At 30.5% G+C, this 19,505-nt stretch carries 22 protein-coding genes; 11 read left to right on the top strand and 11 right to left on the bottom strand.

All coding sequences use genetic code 11. The features are described from left to right. The 8 genes from NHF47_RS03345 to NHF47_RS03310 form a co-directional block, all read right to left on the bottom strand. Positions 1 to 945 carry an LLM class flavin-dependent oxidoreductase gene (locus NHF47_RS03345; protein WP_252763607.1) on the bottom strand — a complete coding sequence of 315 codons (945 nt, stop codon included), beginning with the start codon at positions 943 to 945 and terminating at the stop codon, positions 1 to 3. After that, positions 942 to 2,075, bottom strand: a complete 1,134-nt coding sequence (locus NHF47_RS03340; RefSeq protein WP_252763606.1) for a lanthionine synthetase LanC family protein — start codon at positions 2,073 to 2,075, stop codon at positions 942 to 944. The genes NHF47_RS03345 and NHF47_RS03340 overlap by 4 nt, the downstream gene beginning before the upstream one ends. Positions 2,076 to 2,160: 85 nt before the next feature. After that, positions 2,161 to 2,352, bottom strand: a complete 192-nt coding sequence (locus NHF47_RS03335) for a class I lanthipeptide (protein WP_252763605.1) — start codon at positions 2,350 to 2,352, stop codon at positions 2,161 to 2,163. An 84-nt stretch (positions 2,353 to 2,436) separates the two neighbouring features. Beyond that, complete coding sequence (locus NHF47_RS03330) at positions 2,437 to 2,622, bottom strand: class I lanthipeptide (RefSeq protein WP_252763604.1); 186 nt, start codon at positions 2,620 to 2,622, stop codon at positions 2,437 to 2,439. Between the two features lie 47 nt (positions 2,623 to 2,669). Continuing rightward, positions 2,670 to 2,852: a class I lanthipeptide gene (locus NHF47_RS03325; protein WP_252763603.1), complete on the bottom strand. Its 183-nt coding sequence runs from the start codon at positions 2,850 to 2,852 to the stop codon at positions 2,670 to 2,672. A 46-nt stretch (positions 2,853 to 2,898) separates the two neighbouring features. Beyond that, positions 2,899 to 3,081, bottom strand: coding sequence for a class I lanthipeptide (locus tag NHF47_RS03320; protein WP_252763602.1), 183 nt, complete (start codon positions 3,079 to 3,081; stop codon positions 2,899 to 2,901). A gap of 91 nt (positions 3,082 to 3,172) precedes the next feature. Beyond that, the gene (locus NHF47_RS03315) at positions 3,173 to 5,551 is read right to left on the bottom strand and encodes a TonB-dependent receptor domain-containing protein (RefSeq protein ID WP_252763601.1); all 2,379 of its coding nucleotides are present in this window, start codon (positions 5,549 to 5,551) and stop codon (positions 3,173 to 3,175) included. 53 nt (positions 5,552 to 5,604) lie between these two features. Continuing rightward, entirely contained in the window at positions 5,605 to 6,294 is a 690-nt protein-coding gene (locus NHF47_RS03310; RefSeq protein ID WP_252763600.1) for a hypothetical protein, read from the bottom strand. A gap of 156 nt (positions 6,295 to 6,450) precedes the next feature. Here NHF47_RS03310 and NHF47_RS03305 point away from each other — a divergent pair, with 156 nt between their 5' ends. After that, positions 6,451 to 7,209: a response regulator transcription factor gene (locus tag NHF47_RS03305; RefSeq protein WP_252763599.1), complete on the top strand. Its 759-nt coding sequence runs from the start codon at positions 6,451 to 6,453 to the stop codon at positions 7,207 to 7,209. A 2-nt stretch (positions 7,210 to 7,211) separates the two neighbouring features. Here the strand turns inward: NHF47_RS03305 and NHF47_RS03300 are convergent, their stop codons facing one another. Continuing rightward, positions 7,212 to 7,961, bottom strand: coding sequence for a ThiF family adenylyltransferase (locus NHF47_RS03300; protein WP_252763598.1), 750 nt, complete (start codon positions 7,959 to 7,961; stop codon positions 7,212 to 7,214). A 177-nt stretch (positions 7,962 to 8,138) separates the two neighbouring features. Here NHF47_RS03300 and NHF47_RS03295 point away from each other — a divergent pair, with 177 nt between their 5' ends. The 4 genes from NHF47_RS03295 (at position 8,139) to NHF47_RS03280 (ending at position 11,823) form a co-directional block, all read left to right on the top strand. Further along, complete coding sequence (locus NHF47_RS03295; protein WP_252763597.1) at positions 8,139 to 8,828, top strand: HAD family hydrolase; 690 nt, start codon at positions 8,139 to 8,141, stop codon at positions 8,826 to 8,828. Positions 8,829 to 8,831: 3 nt separating this feature from the next. Further along, on the top strand, positions 8,832 to 9,455 hold the full coding sequence (locus NHF47_RS03290) for a chloramphenicol acetyltransferase (protein ID WP_252763596.1): 624 nt from the start codon (positions 8,832 to 8,834) through the stop codon (positions 9,453 to 9,455). Between the two features lie 82 nt (positions 9,456 to 9,537). Further along, positions 9,538 to 10,920 carry a hypothetical protein gene (locus tag NHF47_RS03285; protein WP_252763595.1) on the top strand — a complete coding sequence of 461 codons (1,383 nt, stop codon included), beginning with the start codon at positions 9,538 to 9,540 and terminating at the stop codon, positions 10,918 to 10,920. Positions 10,921 to 10,923: 3 nt separating this feature from the next. Beyond that, positions 10,924 to 11,823, top strand: a complete 900-nt coding sequence (locus NHF47_RS03280; protein ID WP_252763594.1) for a histone deacetylase — start codon at positions 10,924 to 10,926, stop codon at positions 11,821 to 11,823. A 46-nt stretch (positions 11,824 to 11,869) separates the two neighbouring features. On the opposite strand, the gene NHF47_RS03275 is transcribed toward NHF47_RS03280, so the two are convergent. Then, the gene (locus tag NHF47_RS03275; RefSeq protein ID WP_252763593.1) at positions 11,870 to 12,193 is read right to left on the bottom strand and encodes a single-stranded DNA-binding protein; all 324 of its coding nucleotides are present in this window, start codon (positions 12,191 to 12,193) and stop codon (positions 11,870 to 11,872) included. 206 nt (positions 12,194 to 12,399) lie between these two features. Next, positions 12,400 to 14,187, bottom strand: a complete 1,788-nt coding sequence (locus NHF47_RS03270) for an SLC13 family permease (protein ID WP_252763592.1) — start codon at positions 14,185 to 14,187, stop codon at positions 12,400 to 12,402. Between the two features lie 146 nt (positions 14,188 to 14,333). On the opposite strand from NHF47_RS03270, the gene NHF47_RS03265 reads away from it, so the two are divergent. Genes NHF47_RS03265 through NHF47_RS03240 form a run of 6 tightly spaced genes read left to right on the top strand, consistent with a single transcriptional unit; the run spans position 14,334 to position 19,503 of the window. Continuing rightward, positions 14,334 to 15,863, top strand: coding sequence for a carbon-nitrogen hydrolase family protein (locus NHF47_RS03265; RefSeq protein WP_252763591.1), 1,530 nt, complete (start codon positions 14,334 to 14,336; stop codon positions 15,861 to 15,863). A 24-nt stretch (positions 15,864 to 15,887) separates the two neighbouring features. Continuing rightward, positions 15,888 to 16,367: a DUF6265 family protein gene (locus NHF47_RS03260; protein ID WP_252763590.1), complete on the top strand. Its 480-nt coding sequence runs from the start codon at positions 15,888 to 15,890 to the stop codon at positions 16,365 to 16,367. Further along, a complete protein-coding gene (locus NHF47_RS03255) occupies positions 16,368 to 16,904 on the top strand; it encodes a YfiT family bacillithiol transferase (protein ID WP_252763589.1) in 537 nt (178 codons plus the stop codon). 2 nt (positions 16,905 to 16,906) lie between these two features. Further along, on the top strand, positions 16,907 to 17,257 hold the full coding sequence (locus NHF47_RS03250; protein ID WP_252763588.1) for a hypothetical protein: 351 nt from the start codon (positions 16,907 to 16,909) through the stop codon (positions 17,255 to 17,257). A gap of 13 nt (positions 17,258 to 17,270) precedes the next feature. Next, a complete protein-coding gene (locus tag NHF47_RS03245; protein ID WP_252763587.1) occupies positions 17,271 to 18,674 on the top strand; it encodes a hypothetical protein in 1,404 nt (467 codons plus the stop codon). Then, entirely contained in the window at positions 18,667 to 19,503 is an 837-nt protein-coding gene (locus NHF47_RS03240) for an SDR family NAD(P)-dependent oxidoreductase (RefSeq protein ID WP_252763586.1), read from the top strand. The genes NHF47_RS03245 and NHF47_RS03240 overlap by 8 nt, the downstream gene beginning before the upstream one ends. Positions 19,504 to 19,505: the final 2 nt, after the last annotated feature.

The following is a 19,505-nucleotide window of genomic DNA, read 5'->3' as shown; positions in this document are numbered from 1 at the left end:
TTAATAGATTTTTAAAAGTTTAGAAGAAACCGCTTCTTTCATGATTTTTAGATGCTTCATCTTTTTCTCCAAATTATACTCTGTATCATAAATAATAAATTCATCTACTTGGTATTTTTGCTGAAGGTTCTCTAAAGTTTCTAGAAAATTATCCTCTGTAACTGAAAGTACTTTTATCCCTTCTTTGATGTTGGTTATTTCTTTTTCTTTCTCCAATAGTTTTTCAGGAGAATCTGTAAATGAAACGGCAATGGCAAGCGCTACTTCAGGATATTCTTGATGTGTTGCATAAAAATCTTCTCTATATTTTGTAAGTCCTTCAATATCTGGATCAAAATCAAAAACATCTAATCCATGTAGTAAAGACCTACAGATGTTAAGTTTTTTTTGCACCGCCATATCTCGCATTTTATAGCTGTTAGATAAATACCAAAGAGAAGGCGATACTCCTTTAAAAGGGGGAATTACAATGTTTTTCTTTTCAAAATTTTCTTCTTCATTTTGAAGTAAATCACAAATACTTTCCAGATTACTCATATAATTTCTGTTTTCGAAAGTGGGATTGTCCAAATTGAAAAAATTATGTAAATGAGAGTGTTCGGGTCTTCCTTTAGACAAACCAAAGTCGATTCTGTCATTATAAATATTATTCAGTAATTTATAGTTTTGGACCAAAGAATAAGGGGAATAATAGCCTATTAATGATCCTGCTGATCCCACTCGTATTGTATTTGTCATTCCTGCAATTAAAGAAATTAAAATTTCAGGATTATTGTAAGGGTGGAGTGGATTCGATCGATGGTGTTCAGAAATCCAAAATCTTGAATATCCAATTTCATCAGCTGTACTTGCATAGGAAAAGATGTCTTCTAATCCATGAATAGAGTTTTTTTGATCACTTATCCCAAACTCTAAAAGTCCTATTTTAATTTCTTCATTTCTCATAATAATACAATATTTGACCAGTTCGTATTTTTTTGTTCTTCAAACTCCAAAAGCGTTAGCGTCGTGGCTGGAAGATTATTTATAAAATCTAAAGGATGTTCGGCTATGGTATTGTTTTCTAAATAATGTAGGGTTTGTTGATACCAAAATGCGGAAGCTTCTTTAAATTTTGGGTTTCCTGTTTTTGTATATAAGTAGTTATAGCTTTTTAATACTCCAGAGCTGCCATAATAAAATCGATGGTCCCATACTCGAGTTGAACTGGCATCGATTCTTTCTAGGCTTGTTAGGGCAATTTCATCTGCCATTTTTAATAATTCTGGGTTAACCAATTCCTTTTTAAGTGAATAAATAAGCGTTGAAAAATTCACATCGCTGTTCGACCAAGCTAATACGGCTCTAAAATTTAATCCATTCGGGAACTCGGTAGAGTTATGAATACTTCTTGGCAAGAAATATCTTTTTTGGTTTATAAAAACCTCATTTTTATTGATATAATCAACTAACTTGGTAAGGATTTTTGTAGAAATACTAGTTGCTTTTTCATTCTCAATATCATTTAAAACTTTTACGATAGCACACAACCCATGAGCATATCCAATATGAATTCCTTCTATGTAGGTAGCGTTATTATAGAATAAAAAAGAGGCATCTTCCTCACATTTTTTTTGTATTTTTTGTAAAATTTCATCTACATAAACAGTTGCCTTAACGTGATTTAAATAATATAATATTCCAAATGGTCCTCTTATAAAATCATAATTTTGAGCCTCTAATAATTGCATCGCCTCCTGAAAAGCCATCGTATTAATTTGCTCTATTTCTTCTGCATAATCCTGCTGATCTAAGACTTGTTCTTCAATTAGCAAGCTTAATATATATCCTAAACCGCTTAACCCATCTTCTAAGGAAGAAGACAACACTAAATGCGATTGTTCGCTTTCAATATTTGAAAAAACAGTTTCAAGAGTGGCTTGAATTTTTTGTAAATATTTATCTTCTTTGAAATGCTTATAAAGTGATAAATAATAGTATACAAGTCCTAGTTTACCTGATAATAAACCATCGTTTGTTAATTCTTCGCTATTTAAAGAATCTATTTTTTCAATTAATTGATATGCTATTTTCATTTTTTTTGATTTTAATAAGAGAACCCTGGAATAGTAAGTCCTTTATCATTTAAGACGGAAGGACAATTGTGATTTGTTGCAAAAATTAGCGAGTAAAATCTAGTTGTTGATCGGCAGAACCGTTACAAGTTCCATTGTTACAAGAAGAATTACAAGTAAATTGTAAACAAGAAATACTTCTCACACCACCTCTTAAATTTGACATTTGAACGTCTTGAAGTCTAGTGATTGCTTCTTTATTCAAGTTTAATCCTTTGTTTAATTGAATTTTTTTCATTTCTTTTGTTTTTGAAATTGGTTAAAAAAACATAAGGGATTTTTAGATTAGGAAACAAAAATCCCTTTATGTTTTGTTGAATGATTAACGCTCTAAAACTTGATCTACTTGAGCATTACAAGAATTTTGGTTACAAGAGTTAGCACATGATGCATTAGCACAAGTAACACCTCTAACACCACCTTTTACGTTAGATAATTGATCTTCTTGTAATTTTGTAATTGCTTCTTTGTTTAAGCTTAATCCTTTGTTTAATTGAATTTTTTTCATTTTTGTTTTATTTTAAAAATTAATATTTGTTTTAATTGTTTTACGAATTATTGTAAAACTTGATCTGCTTGAGCGTTACATGAATTTTGGTTACATGATGCTGCACATGATGCATTAGCACAAGTAAATCCTTTAACTCCTCCTTTTACGTTAGATAATTGATCTTCTTGTAATTTTGTAATTGCTTCTTTGTTTAAGCTTAACCCTTTGTTTAATTGAATTTTTTTCATTTTTGTTTTATTTTAAAAATTAATATTTGTTGAATTGTTTTACTAACTATTGTAAAACTTGATCTGCTTGGTGATTGCATGAATTTTGGTTACATGAAGCTGCGCATGATGCATTAGCACAAGTAACACCTCTAACACCACCTTTTACGTTAGATAATTGATCTTCTTGTAATTTTGTAATTGCTTCTTTGTTTAAGCTTAACCCTTTGTTTAATTGGATTTTTTTCATTTTTGTTTTATTTTAATTATTGTTATTTCAATTCTAGTTTAAAGACATCAATTGTTCGTCGGTCTAATTCTCGGCCAAGAATATTTTTTAGTTATTTTGTTGCTCTGCTTTGGATATCGTCATTTCCAAATCGAGATGCTTTCGAATAAATCTTTTTGTTACCAAATGTGTATCTCGCTGTAAAACTCACATATCTGGTATCGTAATAGTTTTTATATGTTGCTCGTATTCCGTTGTAATAATTAGTTACTTTAGCTCTACTGGTATATAAAACATCACTTGCATATAAAGAGAGGTTTAAATTTCCTTCTAAGAGTTTTAATCGTAAGGAGATATCAAGTGGTCCATAGCCCTCCACTTTAGACAGATTATTTTTAGCTGGAAAAACGTAATAATAATTAATTCCTAAAGAGAGGTTGTTTTTTGGGTCCAAACGAATACTATTTTGTGTTTGGATAAAAGCATTGAAACCTTCTTGATTTGCAATCGTCTGTGGTATGGAAGAAGACATTATAGAATAACCAATATCAATAGTATTATAAGAGGTTAACCATTCTAACTTATCAAAAATGTAGGTGTCAGTAATTCCATACGTTCTGGTTTTTATATAATTGTAATAAGTATAGTTGATGATTTTTGTATTGGGATCAATTTCACTTATTTGTTCATAACCATCATCCATCCATTGAGAATAGGCTTTCAATTCATTTTTGTTTGTATTAAAAATTAGTTCGCTACTCGTAAGGTAAGAAGGTTTAAGAAAGGGATTCCCTTGAACGGTTTTGAAAGGATTTAATACCATCTTAAAGGGATCTAAACTTTCAAAAGAGGGTCTGTTCAATCGTCTGCTTACATTAAACGAGAGGGATTTATTATTTTCAAGACTATATGTTAAAAATAACGTTGGAAATAATTTGGTATACTTATTTGTATTCGTTTGATTAATTGCTCTTGAATAGGATTCGGTAACCGTATTTTCAACTCTTAAACCTAATGTACCCGATAATTTTTCACTGAGTTGCTTTGTACCAGAAACATATCCTGCATAAATATTTTCTTCATAATTAAAGTGATTGGACTGATTGTTATCTAAGACAGGTATACCCGTAAAAGTGTCATAAAATTTAAAGTCATTTGTAGTTTTTGATAAAGAAATTTTGGTTCCTGCTTTTAATTCAATTCCTTTAAATGGAAGAAAAAAATCTATTTTATTGGATATATTTTTAAAGCTATAATCTATCGCTGTAGCATTAGAAAAAATAGGTTGATTGATATTGTTTTCTGATTTTTCGCCACTATTATTTCCTTCTTTAAAAGCATTTGAAGTAAAATAATCCAAATCAATAGATACTTTTTTCCCAACCGTGTCTAATTGAATGGTATTGTAATAATTTATTGCATGAACTTTAGAATCACTTAGGTTTAATCCTCTCGAATTAATTATATATTTTAATGTGTTGCTTGTGTCAAATATACTGTCTCTATTTGTGGTTTGATTATCGGTATCCGAAAAAGATCCCGCGTAACTAGCTCCCATTTCCCAGTTTTTAGTAATGTTTTGGGTTATTGAAAATCTATAATTGGTATAATCATTATCATATCGATTTGGCCCTTCTCCATACCAAGTTTCCTCATCATAATAGGTCGCATTTCGAAATAAATTATTTTTAAGATATTTACCATTAGAAGCACTCAATGTTAAATAGGTATTTTTCTTTTTATAATTAAAGGATAAATCTCTTCCATATGAAAATTCTTTCCTTTGAATACTTGACAAGCGAGCATTTAGACTCCAAAAATCATTTTTTTGCTTTTTAAGAATAATATTGATAATTCCCCCATTTCCTTCTGCATCAAACTCAGAGGGTGGTGTAGTAATGACTTCAATACTTTTTATATCATTACTATTAATACTAGACAAGTAATTTCTTAAGTCATTTCCCGTAAAAGGCATCATTTTACCATTTACCATGACACGAATGAAATTTTTTCCCAACATCGATAACTGATCATCACGCATCACAATATTTGGAGTAACCTTAAGTACATCTACAGCTGATCCTAGTTCTTGCGCAACAGTATTTTCAATTGAAAAAATCAGACGATCATTTTTCCGTATGAGGTTTATTTTTTTAGACTTTACCACAACTTCATTAAGACTATTCACCTCTTCTTCTACTATTATATTTCCCAGTGCAGTTTTTTTAAGAGGGATAACTTTGGTTTTAAACCCTAGAAAACTAATTTCTAAATGATAATTCTCTGTTTCATTCAGTGTAATTTTAAAATTTCCATTTTCATCTGTTATAGTACCTTCTTTAACAGAACGGTCGTTACTTTTATAAACAATAACATTTGCAAAAGCTACTGGTATATTTTTAGTATCGATAACTTTTCCTGTGTAAGTAGTTTGAGCCAAACAAACTGACATTGAAAAAAATACTAGTAAATTGAAAATTATATGGTTCATCTTTTTTGTTTTTAACTACATTTCAAAACTACTCAACATCTACTTTGTACCTGCTACACTAAAGAGTAGTTGTAGCTTGAGGTATTAAAAACTACACTTTTAGGTAGTACATAAGCTTCTTTTAATTCTTGTTCCATAACCGTATGAGGAACTAATGCTTTATTGGCATTATAGAAATCAAGTAACCCGTCATAGGTCATACAAATTGGAATCGTTTCCGAACCTAAATAATTTATAGATGCTCCCACTACTGTTGCTTTAATCCCTAAAAGCCTCAGGATACGTAACAATTTACTATCACATTCTGCAAAGACTACATTTCCTTTATGCTTACAAACTGGAGAAATCGCACATACCATCAATTGTTTGAATAGATTCATATCGCTGCCTTCTTTTTTAATAGCAAATCTTCCAATATGAAAAATGTCATTTAAAGGAATATCACCAATTACATTTAAAGGATTTATTCCGAAAATTTTCTGAATAGGCAAAACATCCATAAAATTCCATTTCAATACGCGTATGGCACCTAAAATCTCACCTGAACTATTTTTGGAAACAAAAATTTGAGAATTCTTTATATAAAGCATTTCTTCTTCATATATAGACTGAACATCTTCTTGGTATTCTTTTGGTAGAATACTATTCGCATGATGTTTAAAATTTTCAATAACAACAAATTCAGATAATTTTTGAATTTCTGTTGTGTTTAATCTTTCTAAGTAGTTTTTTGTAAGTATCATATTTGCTTTATTTATACTCAAAGCTATTCAACATACAGATGGACATCATTACACAAAATAGTAGTAATGAATAAGTTACATAAAAACTACCCGAAAGTGTAGTATATAAGATTTTTTTCTTAAAAAAATCTTATATTTGGTATTAAACAAATAAACATGGAAGAAATAAACAATTTTTTCAGTCTGAAAAACACGGTTAATAGCGTTTCAGATGAGGAAGTCCTACAAACCAACGATTACTTAGAGCCTATTAAAGCTTTTGCACGAACAACTTATAACAGTATTTATGTTATCGATTATCAAAAGAAAGGGTTTGATTATGTCTCTGAAAATCCTTTATTTCTTTGCGGCCATTCAGGAGAAGAAGTACAAGAAATGGGTTACGCTTTTTATTTTAAATATGTTTTAAAACAAGATTTAGATTTACTCCTTAAAATTAATGCGATTGGATTTGAATTTTATGAAAAAATTCCTGTAGAAGAAAGAAAATTTCATACAATTTCCTATGACTTTCATTTAAAAAATCAAGAGGGAAAAATCATCTTAATTAATCAAAAATTAACGCCTCTTTTTTTAACAAATGATGGTAAAATATGGAAAGCCATTTGTATTGTTTCCCTTTCCAATGAACAACGCTCTGGAAACATCAAAATATTTAAAAAAGGAGACAACAAAATATTTAAATACGATTTAGAAGGTGATTTTTGGAAATCTGAAGAGAAAATTGAATTATCCGATAGAGAAAAAGAAGTATTAAGCTACTCCATTAGGGGTTTTACAATTACTGAAATTGCTGATGCTATTTATGTTTCTCCTGACACGGTTAAATTTCATCGCCGTAAATTATTTGATAAATTGGGTGTCAATAATATTTCCGAAGCTGTTGCCTTTGCTACGAATAATAAACTCATTTAAAATTATTGGATTGAAGAAAAATAAAATTCTGGAAACTTTTTTACCTCTTTACCCGTAGCAATATCAAAAAGAATTTGAGTACACATCGCTGCTACAATCCATGAGGCTACTGCCAATTGTGGTGGTGGCAAAAGTTCTACCTCATCTTTATATTTTTGAATAATGTCTTCAAGCCAATCTTGAGGATTTCCCCAAAAACGAAGATAACTTGTCGCATATTCTACCATATTAACCTCATTAAAAGGCTCTCCTTTTTTTGCTAAAGCATTCAAAGACAAACTATCTGGTGCTATAACTGAAACTAAGCCTGCCCAACCTAAATTATACGGGTGTAATACCGGAATGTTTTGTTCCTGACAAATCGCATCAAAAACTAAAGGGACATCAGAAGAAAAATCAAGTGCATTAATTGCAATTTTATGGTTTTTTAAATAATCTGCAACATTTTCGACCGTAAGAAAACAAGAATGAACTGTAATTTTTGCATTTTTATTAATAGCTAGCAAACGTTTCTGTAAAGCTTCTGTTTTAGAAATTGCTATGTCTTCTTCTATATAGTTTTGTCTATTTAGATTTGTTAATTCTACTTGGTCTCCATCAATAATAGTAATGTTTTCAAAACCGAAACGCAAAGCACATTCTGCAATAATACTTCCTATTCCACTCCCGCCAAGAAGTATTGGGTACTCTTTAATTCTATTTTGCTCCTCTGGAGTAATGTATATTCTGTTTCTGCTATATCTGTTATCCATTGCTTTATATTTGATACAAAAATAACTCTTATTGATAGAAATAGCTTTAACCTAAAAGGTAGTTTTAATAATTTGTCTAGCTCTTTAAAAGAAACCGTTTATTTTTAAGTATCTTAAAAAAGACGTAATTTTAACCTTTTATTTCTTATAAATTATTTTTATCCCTTTGATATGATTATGAAACCAAAAACTATTGCTTTTGACGCTGATGATACACTATGGCACAACGAACCTTATTTTGATGAAGCACAAGCCCGTTTTTGTGAATTATTTCAAGATTATGCTTCAAGCCAAGAAATTTTAGGACAAATTTTAAATCATCAAGTCAAAAACTTACCTCTTTATGGGTTTGGTATTAAAGCTTTTACGCTTTCCATGATTGAGACCGCTTTACAAATTACCAATCACTCCATCTCAGGTAAAGGAATTGAAAAGATAATTACCATTGGTAAAGATTTATTACAAAAACCAGTAGAATTATTACCTCATGTAGAAGAAGTGTTACAAGAACTTAAAGGAAAATACAAATTAATTGTAGCTACTAAAGGCGACTTAAAAGACCAGCATAGAAAATTACATGACTCTGGTCTGGGTCACTACTTTCATCATATTGAAGTATTGAGTGATAAAACTGAAGTGGATTACACGAAAATGCTCGGTCGATTAGACATCCAAGCTGCTGATTTCTTAATGATTGGTAATTCTTTAAAATCAGATGTTTTGCCTATCTTAAATATAGGCGGTTATGGAGTTCATGTTCCTTATCATACTACTTGGGAATATGAAAAAATTGATTTTGAAATTCAACATGAAAACTTCAAGGCTATTAGTACTATAAATGAAATCATTCCTTTACTAGCTTACTAGAAGATGAAACAAGAGATTAATACCAACACCTGGAATCGGAAAGAACATTTTAAGTTTTTTTCTCAATTTAACGAGCCTTTTTTTAGCATTACTTGTGACATAGATATGACGGTAGCCTATGAAAAAGCTAAAAAACATAAGATTCCTTTTTTTATTTATTATCTACACAAAAGTTTAACAGCAATAAATTCAATTGAAAATTTTAAGTATCGAATTGATGATAAAAAAGTTTTCTTGTATGACAACATTCATGTGTCTGCTACTATTATGAGAGAGGATAAGACGTTTGGTTTCTCTATGATGCATTATCATGAAAACCTTTTGGAATTTAATCAAATGGCGCAACTAGAAATCAATCGAATACAAAATACTCCTGGACTTCTTACTACTAGCTATCCTGAAAATATTATTCATTTTTCAGCCATTCCTTGGATTAACTTTACAGGATTAACTCATGCAAGAAATTTTTCTTATCCTGATAGTTGCCCCAAAATCTCATTTGGAAAATTGATTCAAAAAGAATCCCAAAAAACAATGTCATTATGCCTTGCCGCACATCATGGATTAGTTGATGGATATCATATGGGTTTATTAATCGAAAAATTACAACATTTACTGGATTCTTAGATATTCCGTTTTAGTAACTTTTGCATAGTTTTAACGAAAGATTTATTGCAATTATTCTATATTTGATTTAAAATCATGCTATATGAAAAAGAGTATCCTTTTCTGTTTCTTATCTATAACCCATTTATTTTTTGGACAAATTAGACTTTCAGATGTATCTCTTGAGCTTAAAAAAAACAGTGATTTTCATCAATTAGTTACCCAAGAGAACCAAAATACAAAGGAAATTTTTTCTTTTGTAGCCGATAAAGAAAAATTTATTGGGATTAAATTTAATAGTGCTATTTTCTTTTCGGATAGTATTTCTTTAAAAAGACCGTTTAATTATCGCTTCCTAATGGGTTGTGGCTTTACTTCCCTAAATAATCCCATAGCGTATTGGACTTCTGAAGATTTAAAAAGTTTTGTTGGAATCGAATTTGATTTTAAAACACATGCTACAAAAAAAGTTTTATATCCTCTTGATCTTTCAAAAAACACCTTATTTACGCAATTTTACGTAAACCATACTTTGTATTTTTTAACAGAAGAAAAAGAAACAAAATCGATTCAGTTAATTGGACTTAAAGGTCATGAGATTACTACCACTACATTAAATTTTTCGGAATTTCAGATAACCAATTCTAAAAATAATAACACCAATTTAAGTGCATTACTGCACGAATATGGTTTGACAAAAATGGAAGACCAATTATTTAATTCGTATCTCAATGCCACTCCACCCATCAAATACTACCTTAGAAAGAATACTTTAATACTCACTTTAGATCAAAACCTGTCTAAAACACAAATTTTTGAAATTGATTTATCTCATTTTCAAATACAAGAAATTATTTTTAACAAAAGTGATTTACCTAATAGTAGTGCCTCTAATTCTCTTTTGTACCAAAATAGATTGGTGCAACTGATGTTAAATTCGGAAAAATTAGAAATTGAATTCTTTGACTACTCTACAAAAGAAAAAATAAAACAATATACAATCGCAACTGAAACATCTTCTCCATTTCCATCTGACTTTTTAATACAAACAGGTAATAATAGTCCCACAACACTTAAAAATAGTAAAAAATTTATAAAAAAACTTCAAAACAGTGATCTAGGAGCATCTTTATACTGTAGTAATGGAAATTATATTGCTACGTTTGGTGGCTATACTGAACATATAAGAAGTAGTGCCATGCTTTTAGATATTGGTCTTCAAATGGCAGGAGCAGGTGGCGGTGATTTATTAGGAAGTTATGTAAATCAAAATATATTTTTTGACGTTCAATTGGATCCAAATTTTAACTCTGTAGATACCTCTTTTGAGCCTTTATACATTGATAAAATAGCACAATTTACTGCTCAAAACAATGTGAATTACGAAACTATTTTTCCTTATAAAGATTTTTTTATTATGAGCTATTATGACTCCAAAAAAGAAGAAATTGTGCTTACAAAATTCACAAATGGTTACGATTATTAGAGTATGTTTCCAATAGCTTATCATCCTATTTACAAACATCCGTTACCTGAAGGGCATCGGTTTCCCATGCTAAAATATGAATTGTTGCCACAACAATTATTACATGAAGGAACCGCTTTACCTCAAGATTTTTTTGAACCTGAGCTTGCTGACTTCAAAGATATTTTAGCAGTTCATACTCAGGAATACCTTACATCCTTATTACATCTTACCTTAGAACCAAAAGCAATTCGAAAAATAGGATTTCCGCTTTCAAAAGCTTTAATTGAACGAGAACTGCGTATTGCCCAAGGCACAATTTTAGGTTGTAAAAAATCTTTTGAATCAAGAATTTCTTTTAATATTGCTGGTGGTACACATCATGCTTATTCAGACAGAGGAGAAGCATTTTGCTTATTGAACGACCAAGCTATAGCTGCACAATATTTAGTAGACCATAAATTAGCTAAAAAAATTCTAATCATTGATTTAGATGTACATCAAGGGAATGGAACCGCTGAAATTTTTAAGAACAACCCCTATATATTCACTTTTTCTACTCATGGTAAAACCAATTACCCATTTAAAAAAGAACAATCTGATTTAGATATTGAATTTCTAGATGGTACTTCCGATGCTATTTTTTTAAAGACTATTGCTACAGTTATTCCAAAATTAATAGAAGAACAAAAACCCGATTTTATCTTTTACTTAGCAGGCGTAGATATTTTAAAAACGGATAAATTAGGTAAGCTATCTTGTACTTTAGACGGTTGCAAAAAAAGAGATGAAATCGTCTTTCAATTGTGCCGTCAATATGAAATTCCTGTGCAAGTTTCAATGGGCGGTGGTTACTCACCCGAAATAAAAACGATTATTGAAGCACATGCTAATACGTATAGAATAGCTAAAGATATTTTTTAAAAAAACGAACCTCTTCAATTTTGAAAAGGTTCATTTTCCCTTTTTATTATTTCCCTAATAAAAGTATTTCATTGGCTACTATTTCCGTAACATATCTTTTTACGCCGTCTTTATCATCATAGGTTCTGTTCGTCAATTTCCCTTCAACTCCAACTTCTTTTCCTTTGGTTACATATTTTTCAATAATTTCAGCTGTTTTACCCCAAGCAGTTACACGATGCCATTCCGTCTTTTCAACTTTGTCACCGTTGTCTTTATAATACACTTCATTGGTTGCAATTGATAAGCTCGCTACTTTCTTTCCTGCTTCTAAAGTTTTGATTTCTGGTTCTTGACCCACATGTCCGATTAATTGTACTCTGTTTTTCATAAGGCTTGTAAAATTTTAATGGTTTATAATAAATTAATATCGTATCTCGTAAAACGTGGCAATAAATATTGTTTTTAATATTGAACTGTATTCGTTTCATTTCGACAAGGCAAAGATGTAACAACTTTGGAAAAGTATTCGGTTGTTAGTTATTTACTTTCGTTTGTAAGTATTTGTAAACGGTTGTTTTTGATAAACTAATAAAATTAAGTGTATAAAAGAGGTAAAATAAATGACGCAACAACTAATAAAACCAAGGATAAAATACCACCAATAAGTAAAAAGTGCTTGAATTTATAAATTCCCATTCCATAGATAATCGCATTGGTTTGATACCCCATAGGAGTGTAAAAACTGAAGTTGGCTCCAAACATCACTGCATATAATAAAGGCTTAGGGTTTAAATTCATCTTTTGCGCCACAACAATGACTATGGGAGCTAAAATGATGGCCGTTGCATTATTAGAAATAAAACCACTCATGAGCAGGGTAAAAGCAAATACTAAAGCAATCACTGCAGAGGTAGGAACCGATTTTAATATAGAATACAAATGACTTCCTATAAAATCATCTGTTCCAGTATTCTTCATGGCAATCCCTAACGGAATCATACCCGCTAAAAGAAAAATTACCTGCCAATTAATACCTGAATAGGCATCTTTTAATTGGATACAACCTGTAAATAAGCACAAAGCGACACCTATGAGTGCACTTTTTAAAATTGAAAAAGTATTCGATGCAGAAAGAAAAATAACCAATAAAATGGCTAAGAGTGAGATTATTTTTTTATACGTTGGAATATTCGGTAAAGTTAAAACTGAATTGGTAAAAAGTAAGTTATTAGAATGTGCTATCTTTTGGATTTCACTTAAATTTCCTGTTAATAAAACGCGATTTCCAGGGTTTATAAATTTCTTAGAAAAAAATTTATAAATCATATTTGGGTTACGCTCATAATCTTTTTCACTATTTACGGCTTTTACAGATATGTCTTCAGGTAATTGCTCATTAAACTCTTTCACCGACATATTTACGTATCTCGAATTAGGCAATATAATGACCTCATGATATTCATTCGTGTATTGTTCTTCTAATAAATCCTGATCCACCCCAAGTATGTTCAAACCTAAACTTTCTGATTTAGAAGTTAAATCTTCAATCGTTAAGTCGAGCCAGAGAATGTCATTTTCTTGCAAGGTCTCCGATTTCAAATCGGTTCTAAGATATCGTTTCCCTCTTTGAATTTTAATTAACCGGATATCGTTTTCATCCCAAATTTCCGTTTCATAAGGTTTTTTACCAATTAATTTTGAACCTTCTCTAATTTTAACAGAAGTGATATAAGCAAATTTATCAGCTAAATTATCGGCTTCTTCCTTAACGCTTTTGGGCAAAAATATTCTTGCCAGTACAAAAACAACAGGGATTGCTATCGCTAAAAAAATGACACCAGCAGCTGAAAATTCGAAAAAAGAGAAATTTCCAATACCACTTTTTCTAGAAATTCCCGAAACTATTAAATTAGTACTCGTACCCATTAGCGTACAACTACCTCCTAAAATTCCAGCAAATGAAATGGGTAATAACACTTTCGCTTTGTCTATTTTGCCCATCTTATCTAATTCGTTGACCAATTTTATAAAAATAATAACCACAGCAGTAGTTGCAATAAACGAGGATAAAATTCCAACTGCTATCATTAAAAGTGGTAAAAAAATCCATATAGGCCAATGCATAATAGGTACAATACGTTGTGCCATCAAAGCAACCACACCATTTTTTTCAAGCCCGATAGCTATAATCATCAAACAAAGAATGGTAAGCACAGAATTATCCGAAAAACCTGAAACCGATTCCTCTGGTGATACAATACCAAATATAAGTAAACTTGTAAGTATAAAAAAAGCTGTTTTATCCACTGTAAATTGCTCACTTACAAAAAGTAGAAAGGCAATGGCTAAAATACTTAAAACAATTCCAATTTCAAAGGTCATATAGTTCTAATTTACACATAAAAATACGATTACTGTTGTATAAAAATTTACATCATTTTCAAATAGTTTTACAAGATTATAAGACTATTTGTAAACGGTTGTAAACGGAAACTAAAATTAGTATCTTTGATAAAAAACCCTAATATATGCCGAATACAATTAGTAAAGTTGAACTGCGAAATTTACAGATTAAAGATTATAAGGAGCTTAAGAAATCCATGATTGAAGCCTACCCAGAAATGGTAGATTCTTATTGGAATGAAACTGATATTAAGAAACTATTAAAAGTTTTTCCAGAAGGTCAGTTAGTTATTGTAGCCGACGATGTAGTTGTAGGTTCTGCTTTATCAATTCTGGTTTCGGAAGATTTCGCTTTTAAAACAAAGACCTATAAAGAAGTTACTGGCAATTATACCTTTAAAACACATAACGAAGAAGGAGATGTTTTATATGGTATAGATGTATTTATTAATCCAAATTACAGAGGGTTACGATTGGGCAGACGTTTGTATGATGCTCGAAAAGAATTATGCGAACAATTGAATTTGCGTTCTATTGTTTTTGCAGGAAGAATTCCAAATTATGGTAAGTATGCTAAAGAAATTACACCTAAAAAATATTTGGAAAAAGTCAAGAAAAAAGAAATTTATGATCCTGTATTATCTTTCCAGTTAAGCAATGACTTTCATGAAGTGCGTGTCTTGAAAAATTATTTGGAAGGTGATAAAGAATCTCAAGAATATGCTGTTTTATTAGAATGGAATAATATTTATTACGAAGATTCTAAAAAATTAATCAATGTAGACAAAAGTATTGTTCGTTTGGGTTTAATCCAATGGCAAATGCGCCCGTTAAATAATCTAGATGCTCTATTTGAACAAGCCGAGTTTTTCATTGATGCGGTTTCGGGTTATGGTAGTGATTTTGCGCTGTTTCCAGAACTGTTTACCGCTCCTTTAATGGCCGATTACAACCACTTGTCGGAAGCGGAAGCCATTAAAGAATTGGCGCGTCATACAGAAGCGATTCGTAAAAAATTTCAAGAATATGCCATTTCCTACAATATTAATATTGTTAGCGGAAGCATGCCTTATCAAGAAAATGGTCATGTGTATAATGTAGGATTCCTTTGTCGTAGAGATGGAACCTATGAAATGTATCGTAAAATTCACATTACACCAAATGAAGTGTTTCATTGGGGAATGACAGGTGGCGATATGATTCAAACCTTTGATACCGATTGTGGTAAAATAGGTATTATTATTTGTTATGATGTGGAATTCCCAGAATTATCGCGTCTAATGGCTGATGAAGGCATGAATATTTTATTTGTTCCTTTTTTAACCGATACTCAAAATGGATATACTCGCGTTAAAAATTGTGCACAAGCACGTGCCATTGAAAATGAATGTTATGTAGCCGTTGCTGGTTGTGTTGGCAATTTACCTAAAGTAAATAATATGGATATCCAATATGCACAAGCAGCTGTTTTTACGCCTTCTGATTTTGCCTTTCCAAGTAATGGAATTAAAGCTGAAGCCACTCCAAATACGGAAATGACGTTAATAGTAGATGTGGATCTTGACTTATTAAAAGAATTGCACGAACATGGAAGTGTAAACACTATGAAAGACCGTCGTAAAGATTTGTACCAATTAAAAAAGCTGAAACAATAATAGGCTTTTATCAAACATACAAACATGAAAAAAATAACTTACTTAGTACTGCTTTTTGTTACGATTAGTTTTGCACAAAATACGCTTCACTATAATGATGAAAAAGGTTCAGAAAAAGCCACCTTAAAAGATATGGAATGGCTTGTTGGAAATTGGACCGGAGAAGCTTTTGGTGGAACCTTTCAAGAAAATTGGAGCTCACCTTTAGGCGGTTCTATGCTATTTGATTTTAAATTAGTGGTAGAAGGTAAAGTTGTTTTTTATGAAGTAGGGCATATCGTAGAAAAAGACAAAACACTTTTGTACCAAATCAAACACTTTGATGCTAATTTAAAAGGCTGGGAAGACAAAGACAAATCCGAAGATTTCAGGTTTATCAAAAAAGAAAAAAACAGAATGTACTTTGATAATTTTACTTTTGAAAAAGTATCTGAAAATGAAATCAACCTTTACGCCTATTTTGAAGATTCTAAGAAAGAAGTCGTTTTTAATTTTAAGAAATAAATGGAACTAGAACAACTTAAATATCCTATAGGACAATTTAATTGTCCGGAAATCATTACAGAAGATATACTTAATAATTGGATTTCAGAAATACAACATTTTCCAGAACAAATTGTGGCTATGACTGATGGCCTTTCTAAGGAAGAACTGCATTGGAAATACCGTCCGTATGGTTGGAACATCAAACAAGTGGTCCATCATTGCGCAGACAGTCATAGTAATGCTTTGATCCGATTTAAATTGGCACTTACTGAAAACAACCCAACTATTAAACCCTATGCGGAGGATGTTTGGGCAGAATTAATTGATGGTACCGATGATGATATTTCGTATTCCTTATTGATCTTAAAAGGCTTACACCACAAATGGCATTTAGTAATGGTGAATATGGATGAAAAAGATTGGGAAAAAACCTATTTCCATCCAGAAAGCAACAAATCATTCACCTTAAAAAGTGTTGCTGGTTTATATGCTTGGCATTGCAACCACCATTTGGCACATATTAAACAAGCTTTATTGCATAAAAACAAGTTTTAAGGATGGCCAAAGTATGTTTAGAATGCAAGGATAAAATTGTAGGTCGAGAAGATAAAAAGTTCTGTTCCGATAGTTGTAGAAATGCCTACAATAATAAAATGAATAAGGATCAAAATAATTTGATGCGAAATATTAATAATAAATTGCGTAAAAATTATCGTATTCTTTCCGAATTAAACCCAGAAGATAAAACCAAAACGACGAGAAACAAACTTCTAAGCAAAGGTTTTGATTTTGATTTTTTTACCTCTATTTATCAAACTAAAACAGGGAACACCTATTATTTCTTATACGATCAAGGATATATGGCAATTGAAAATGACGGATTTGTATTGGTGAAAAAAGATAGTTAGATTTAGAGAAAAGATGAAAGAGAAAAGAAAAAAGATTTCTTTTAAAGAATCCATTCCTATTTTAAAATTGAGGTTTTGGGCAGGTTTAGTTATAAGTATTTTTCTAAGCTTTTTTTTATACCAATTTTTTATTTTAGGTAGAGATATTTTTCGCTCGTATACGTTTACCACTAATTTTAACTATTTAGAATTTACGGAAAACGAACTCCTTTTTTATAATTTATTTTATGCTTTTTTAGCCTTAATTATTGCACAAACTTTTTTTCTAAAAATAATTTTTGATACCAATAAAAAATTGTGGGAAAAAAGAATTCAATTTAGCCGTAAAAAAATAGTTCACAACCAAAATATATGGATTTGGTTCTTTCTATTTTGTTTTATAAAATTAGCTGTGTTCTACGGAGTTATGAATATGAATAGTCTTTATTGGGGAGATTATACTTTTTCAATTAATGAGCATCTTAATTTTTTTGAAGAATATCCTTATCTATTCTTATTGATTATATTGGTCTTGTTTTTACAATCCTGGCAAAGTTTAAGAGTAATTCTTCATAATTACTTAAAATACATGATTGGTTCTTTTGTTTTCATTTCTATTGTTGCGATAGTTTTTTCTCAAATTAATCTTGTGGATTTTGAAAGCTATTTCAAGAAACAACATGCCGAAAACCCTTATATTAAAGGAAATATCGAGTTACCAAATATCCATTTTACAGAAGCTCTTTATTCACGAAATAAAACATTACAACTATATGTTTCAAAAAAAGGAGAACTATACTTTTATGGAAAAAAAAGAAATTTCAGTCAACTAAAAGAAATAGTAGTAGCGCTTAATAATGAAGGATTTTATTTTGAAAATCTCAATTACTTTGTACAACTCAATATTGATAAGAATACTTCTTTAAAACAGTTATATAAATTACAAAAAGTTATTACGACTTACTCCGATTTTAAGATTGCTTATAACGCGTATCCTGAAAATCCAAAATTTCCCAAAAGATACTATCAAGACAATCCTGAAGGCATTTTTGAAGTGAGAAGAAGAAGAGTTGCATCTTTTGAAAATGAAATTATGGTTCAATTAACCAAAGAAAATGAAATTTTAATAAATAACAGTCCTGTTAATTGTAATGAAATAGCAAAAAATATAGCATTACATATTTTAAAAGATAAGCATTATACATTAGTAGTAAGACTTAAAGAAGATGCCGTTTTTTCAGATTATATAAACGTTTTATCTTATACTCGAGCCGGTTATTTAAAGGCTTGCAAAATAGTTGCTAGAGAAAAAAATGTAGGTGATTATACTTTATATAATAATCCAGAATCAATTTTGCCTTTTAATATTATATATAACTACGCGTTTGAAACTGATAATTTATTAAAATTACCTCCTAAACGTCCAGAAGATGACTAAACAAATTTCCCTATTAGGCTGTGGCTGGTTAGGTTTGCCTTTGGCCAATCATTTATTAAAAAATGGTTTTTCTGTGAAAGGCTCTACAACTTCAGCGCATAAACTCGAATTATTACAGGAGAAGGGCATCCAACCTTATTTAATTGCTCTTTACGAAAATACCATTGAAGGAGACATAACTAGTTTTTTAAAGAATTCGGAAGTTTTAGTTATTGACATTCCACCTAATTTGAGAAAAGACACTTCTGCTTCTTTTGTCGCCAAAATACAAACATTGGTTACCCAAATTGAAAAATCTGAAATAAAAAAAGTCCTTTTTGTAAGTTCGACTTCTGTTTATCGTGATGTGTTTCCAATTGAAGAAATCACGGAAGAAACACCTACAAATCCGGAAACTGAAAGCGGAAAGCAATTAGTTGAAGTAGAACAATTACTATTGGATAATCCCCATTTTCAAACTATAGTTCTACGTTTTGGAGGTTTAATTGGGGAAGATAGACATCCTATAAAATATTTGGCTGGCAAAGAAAATGTAGAAAACCCTGATGGACCGATTAATTTTATACATCAAGAAGATTGTATTGGTATAATTCTGGAAATTTTGGAACAACTTCTCGACTCCGCTCGAAGTGACAATAAGACTGACAAAATAATTTTTAACGCTGTGGCACCTCAGCATCCCACTCGAGAAGAATATTATCACAAAAAAGCAAAAAATATGAATTTGCCTTTGCCTATATTTGCCAAAAATACAGCATCAAAAGGTAAAATTATCAGTAGTGCTAAAATTGAAACAGTATTGTCTTATATTTTTAAAAAAGAGGTATAAAT

This window comes from Flavobacterium sp. NRK F7, from assembly GCF_024054195.1.
Taxonomy (GTDB): Bacteria; Bacteroidota; Bacteroidia; order Flavobacteriales; family Flavobacteriaceae; genus Flavobacterium.
The sequence above is the reverse complement of the archived record's forward strand: the minus strand, read 5'-3'. Positions and strand labels throughout refer to the sequence as shown.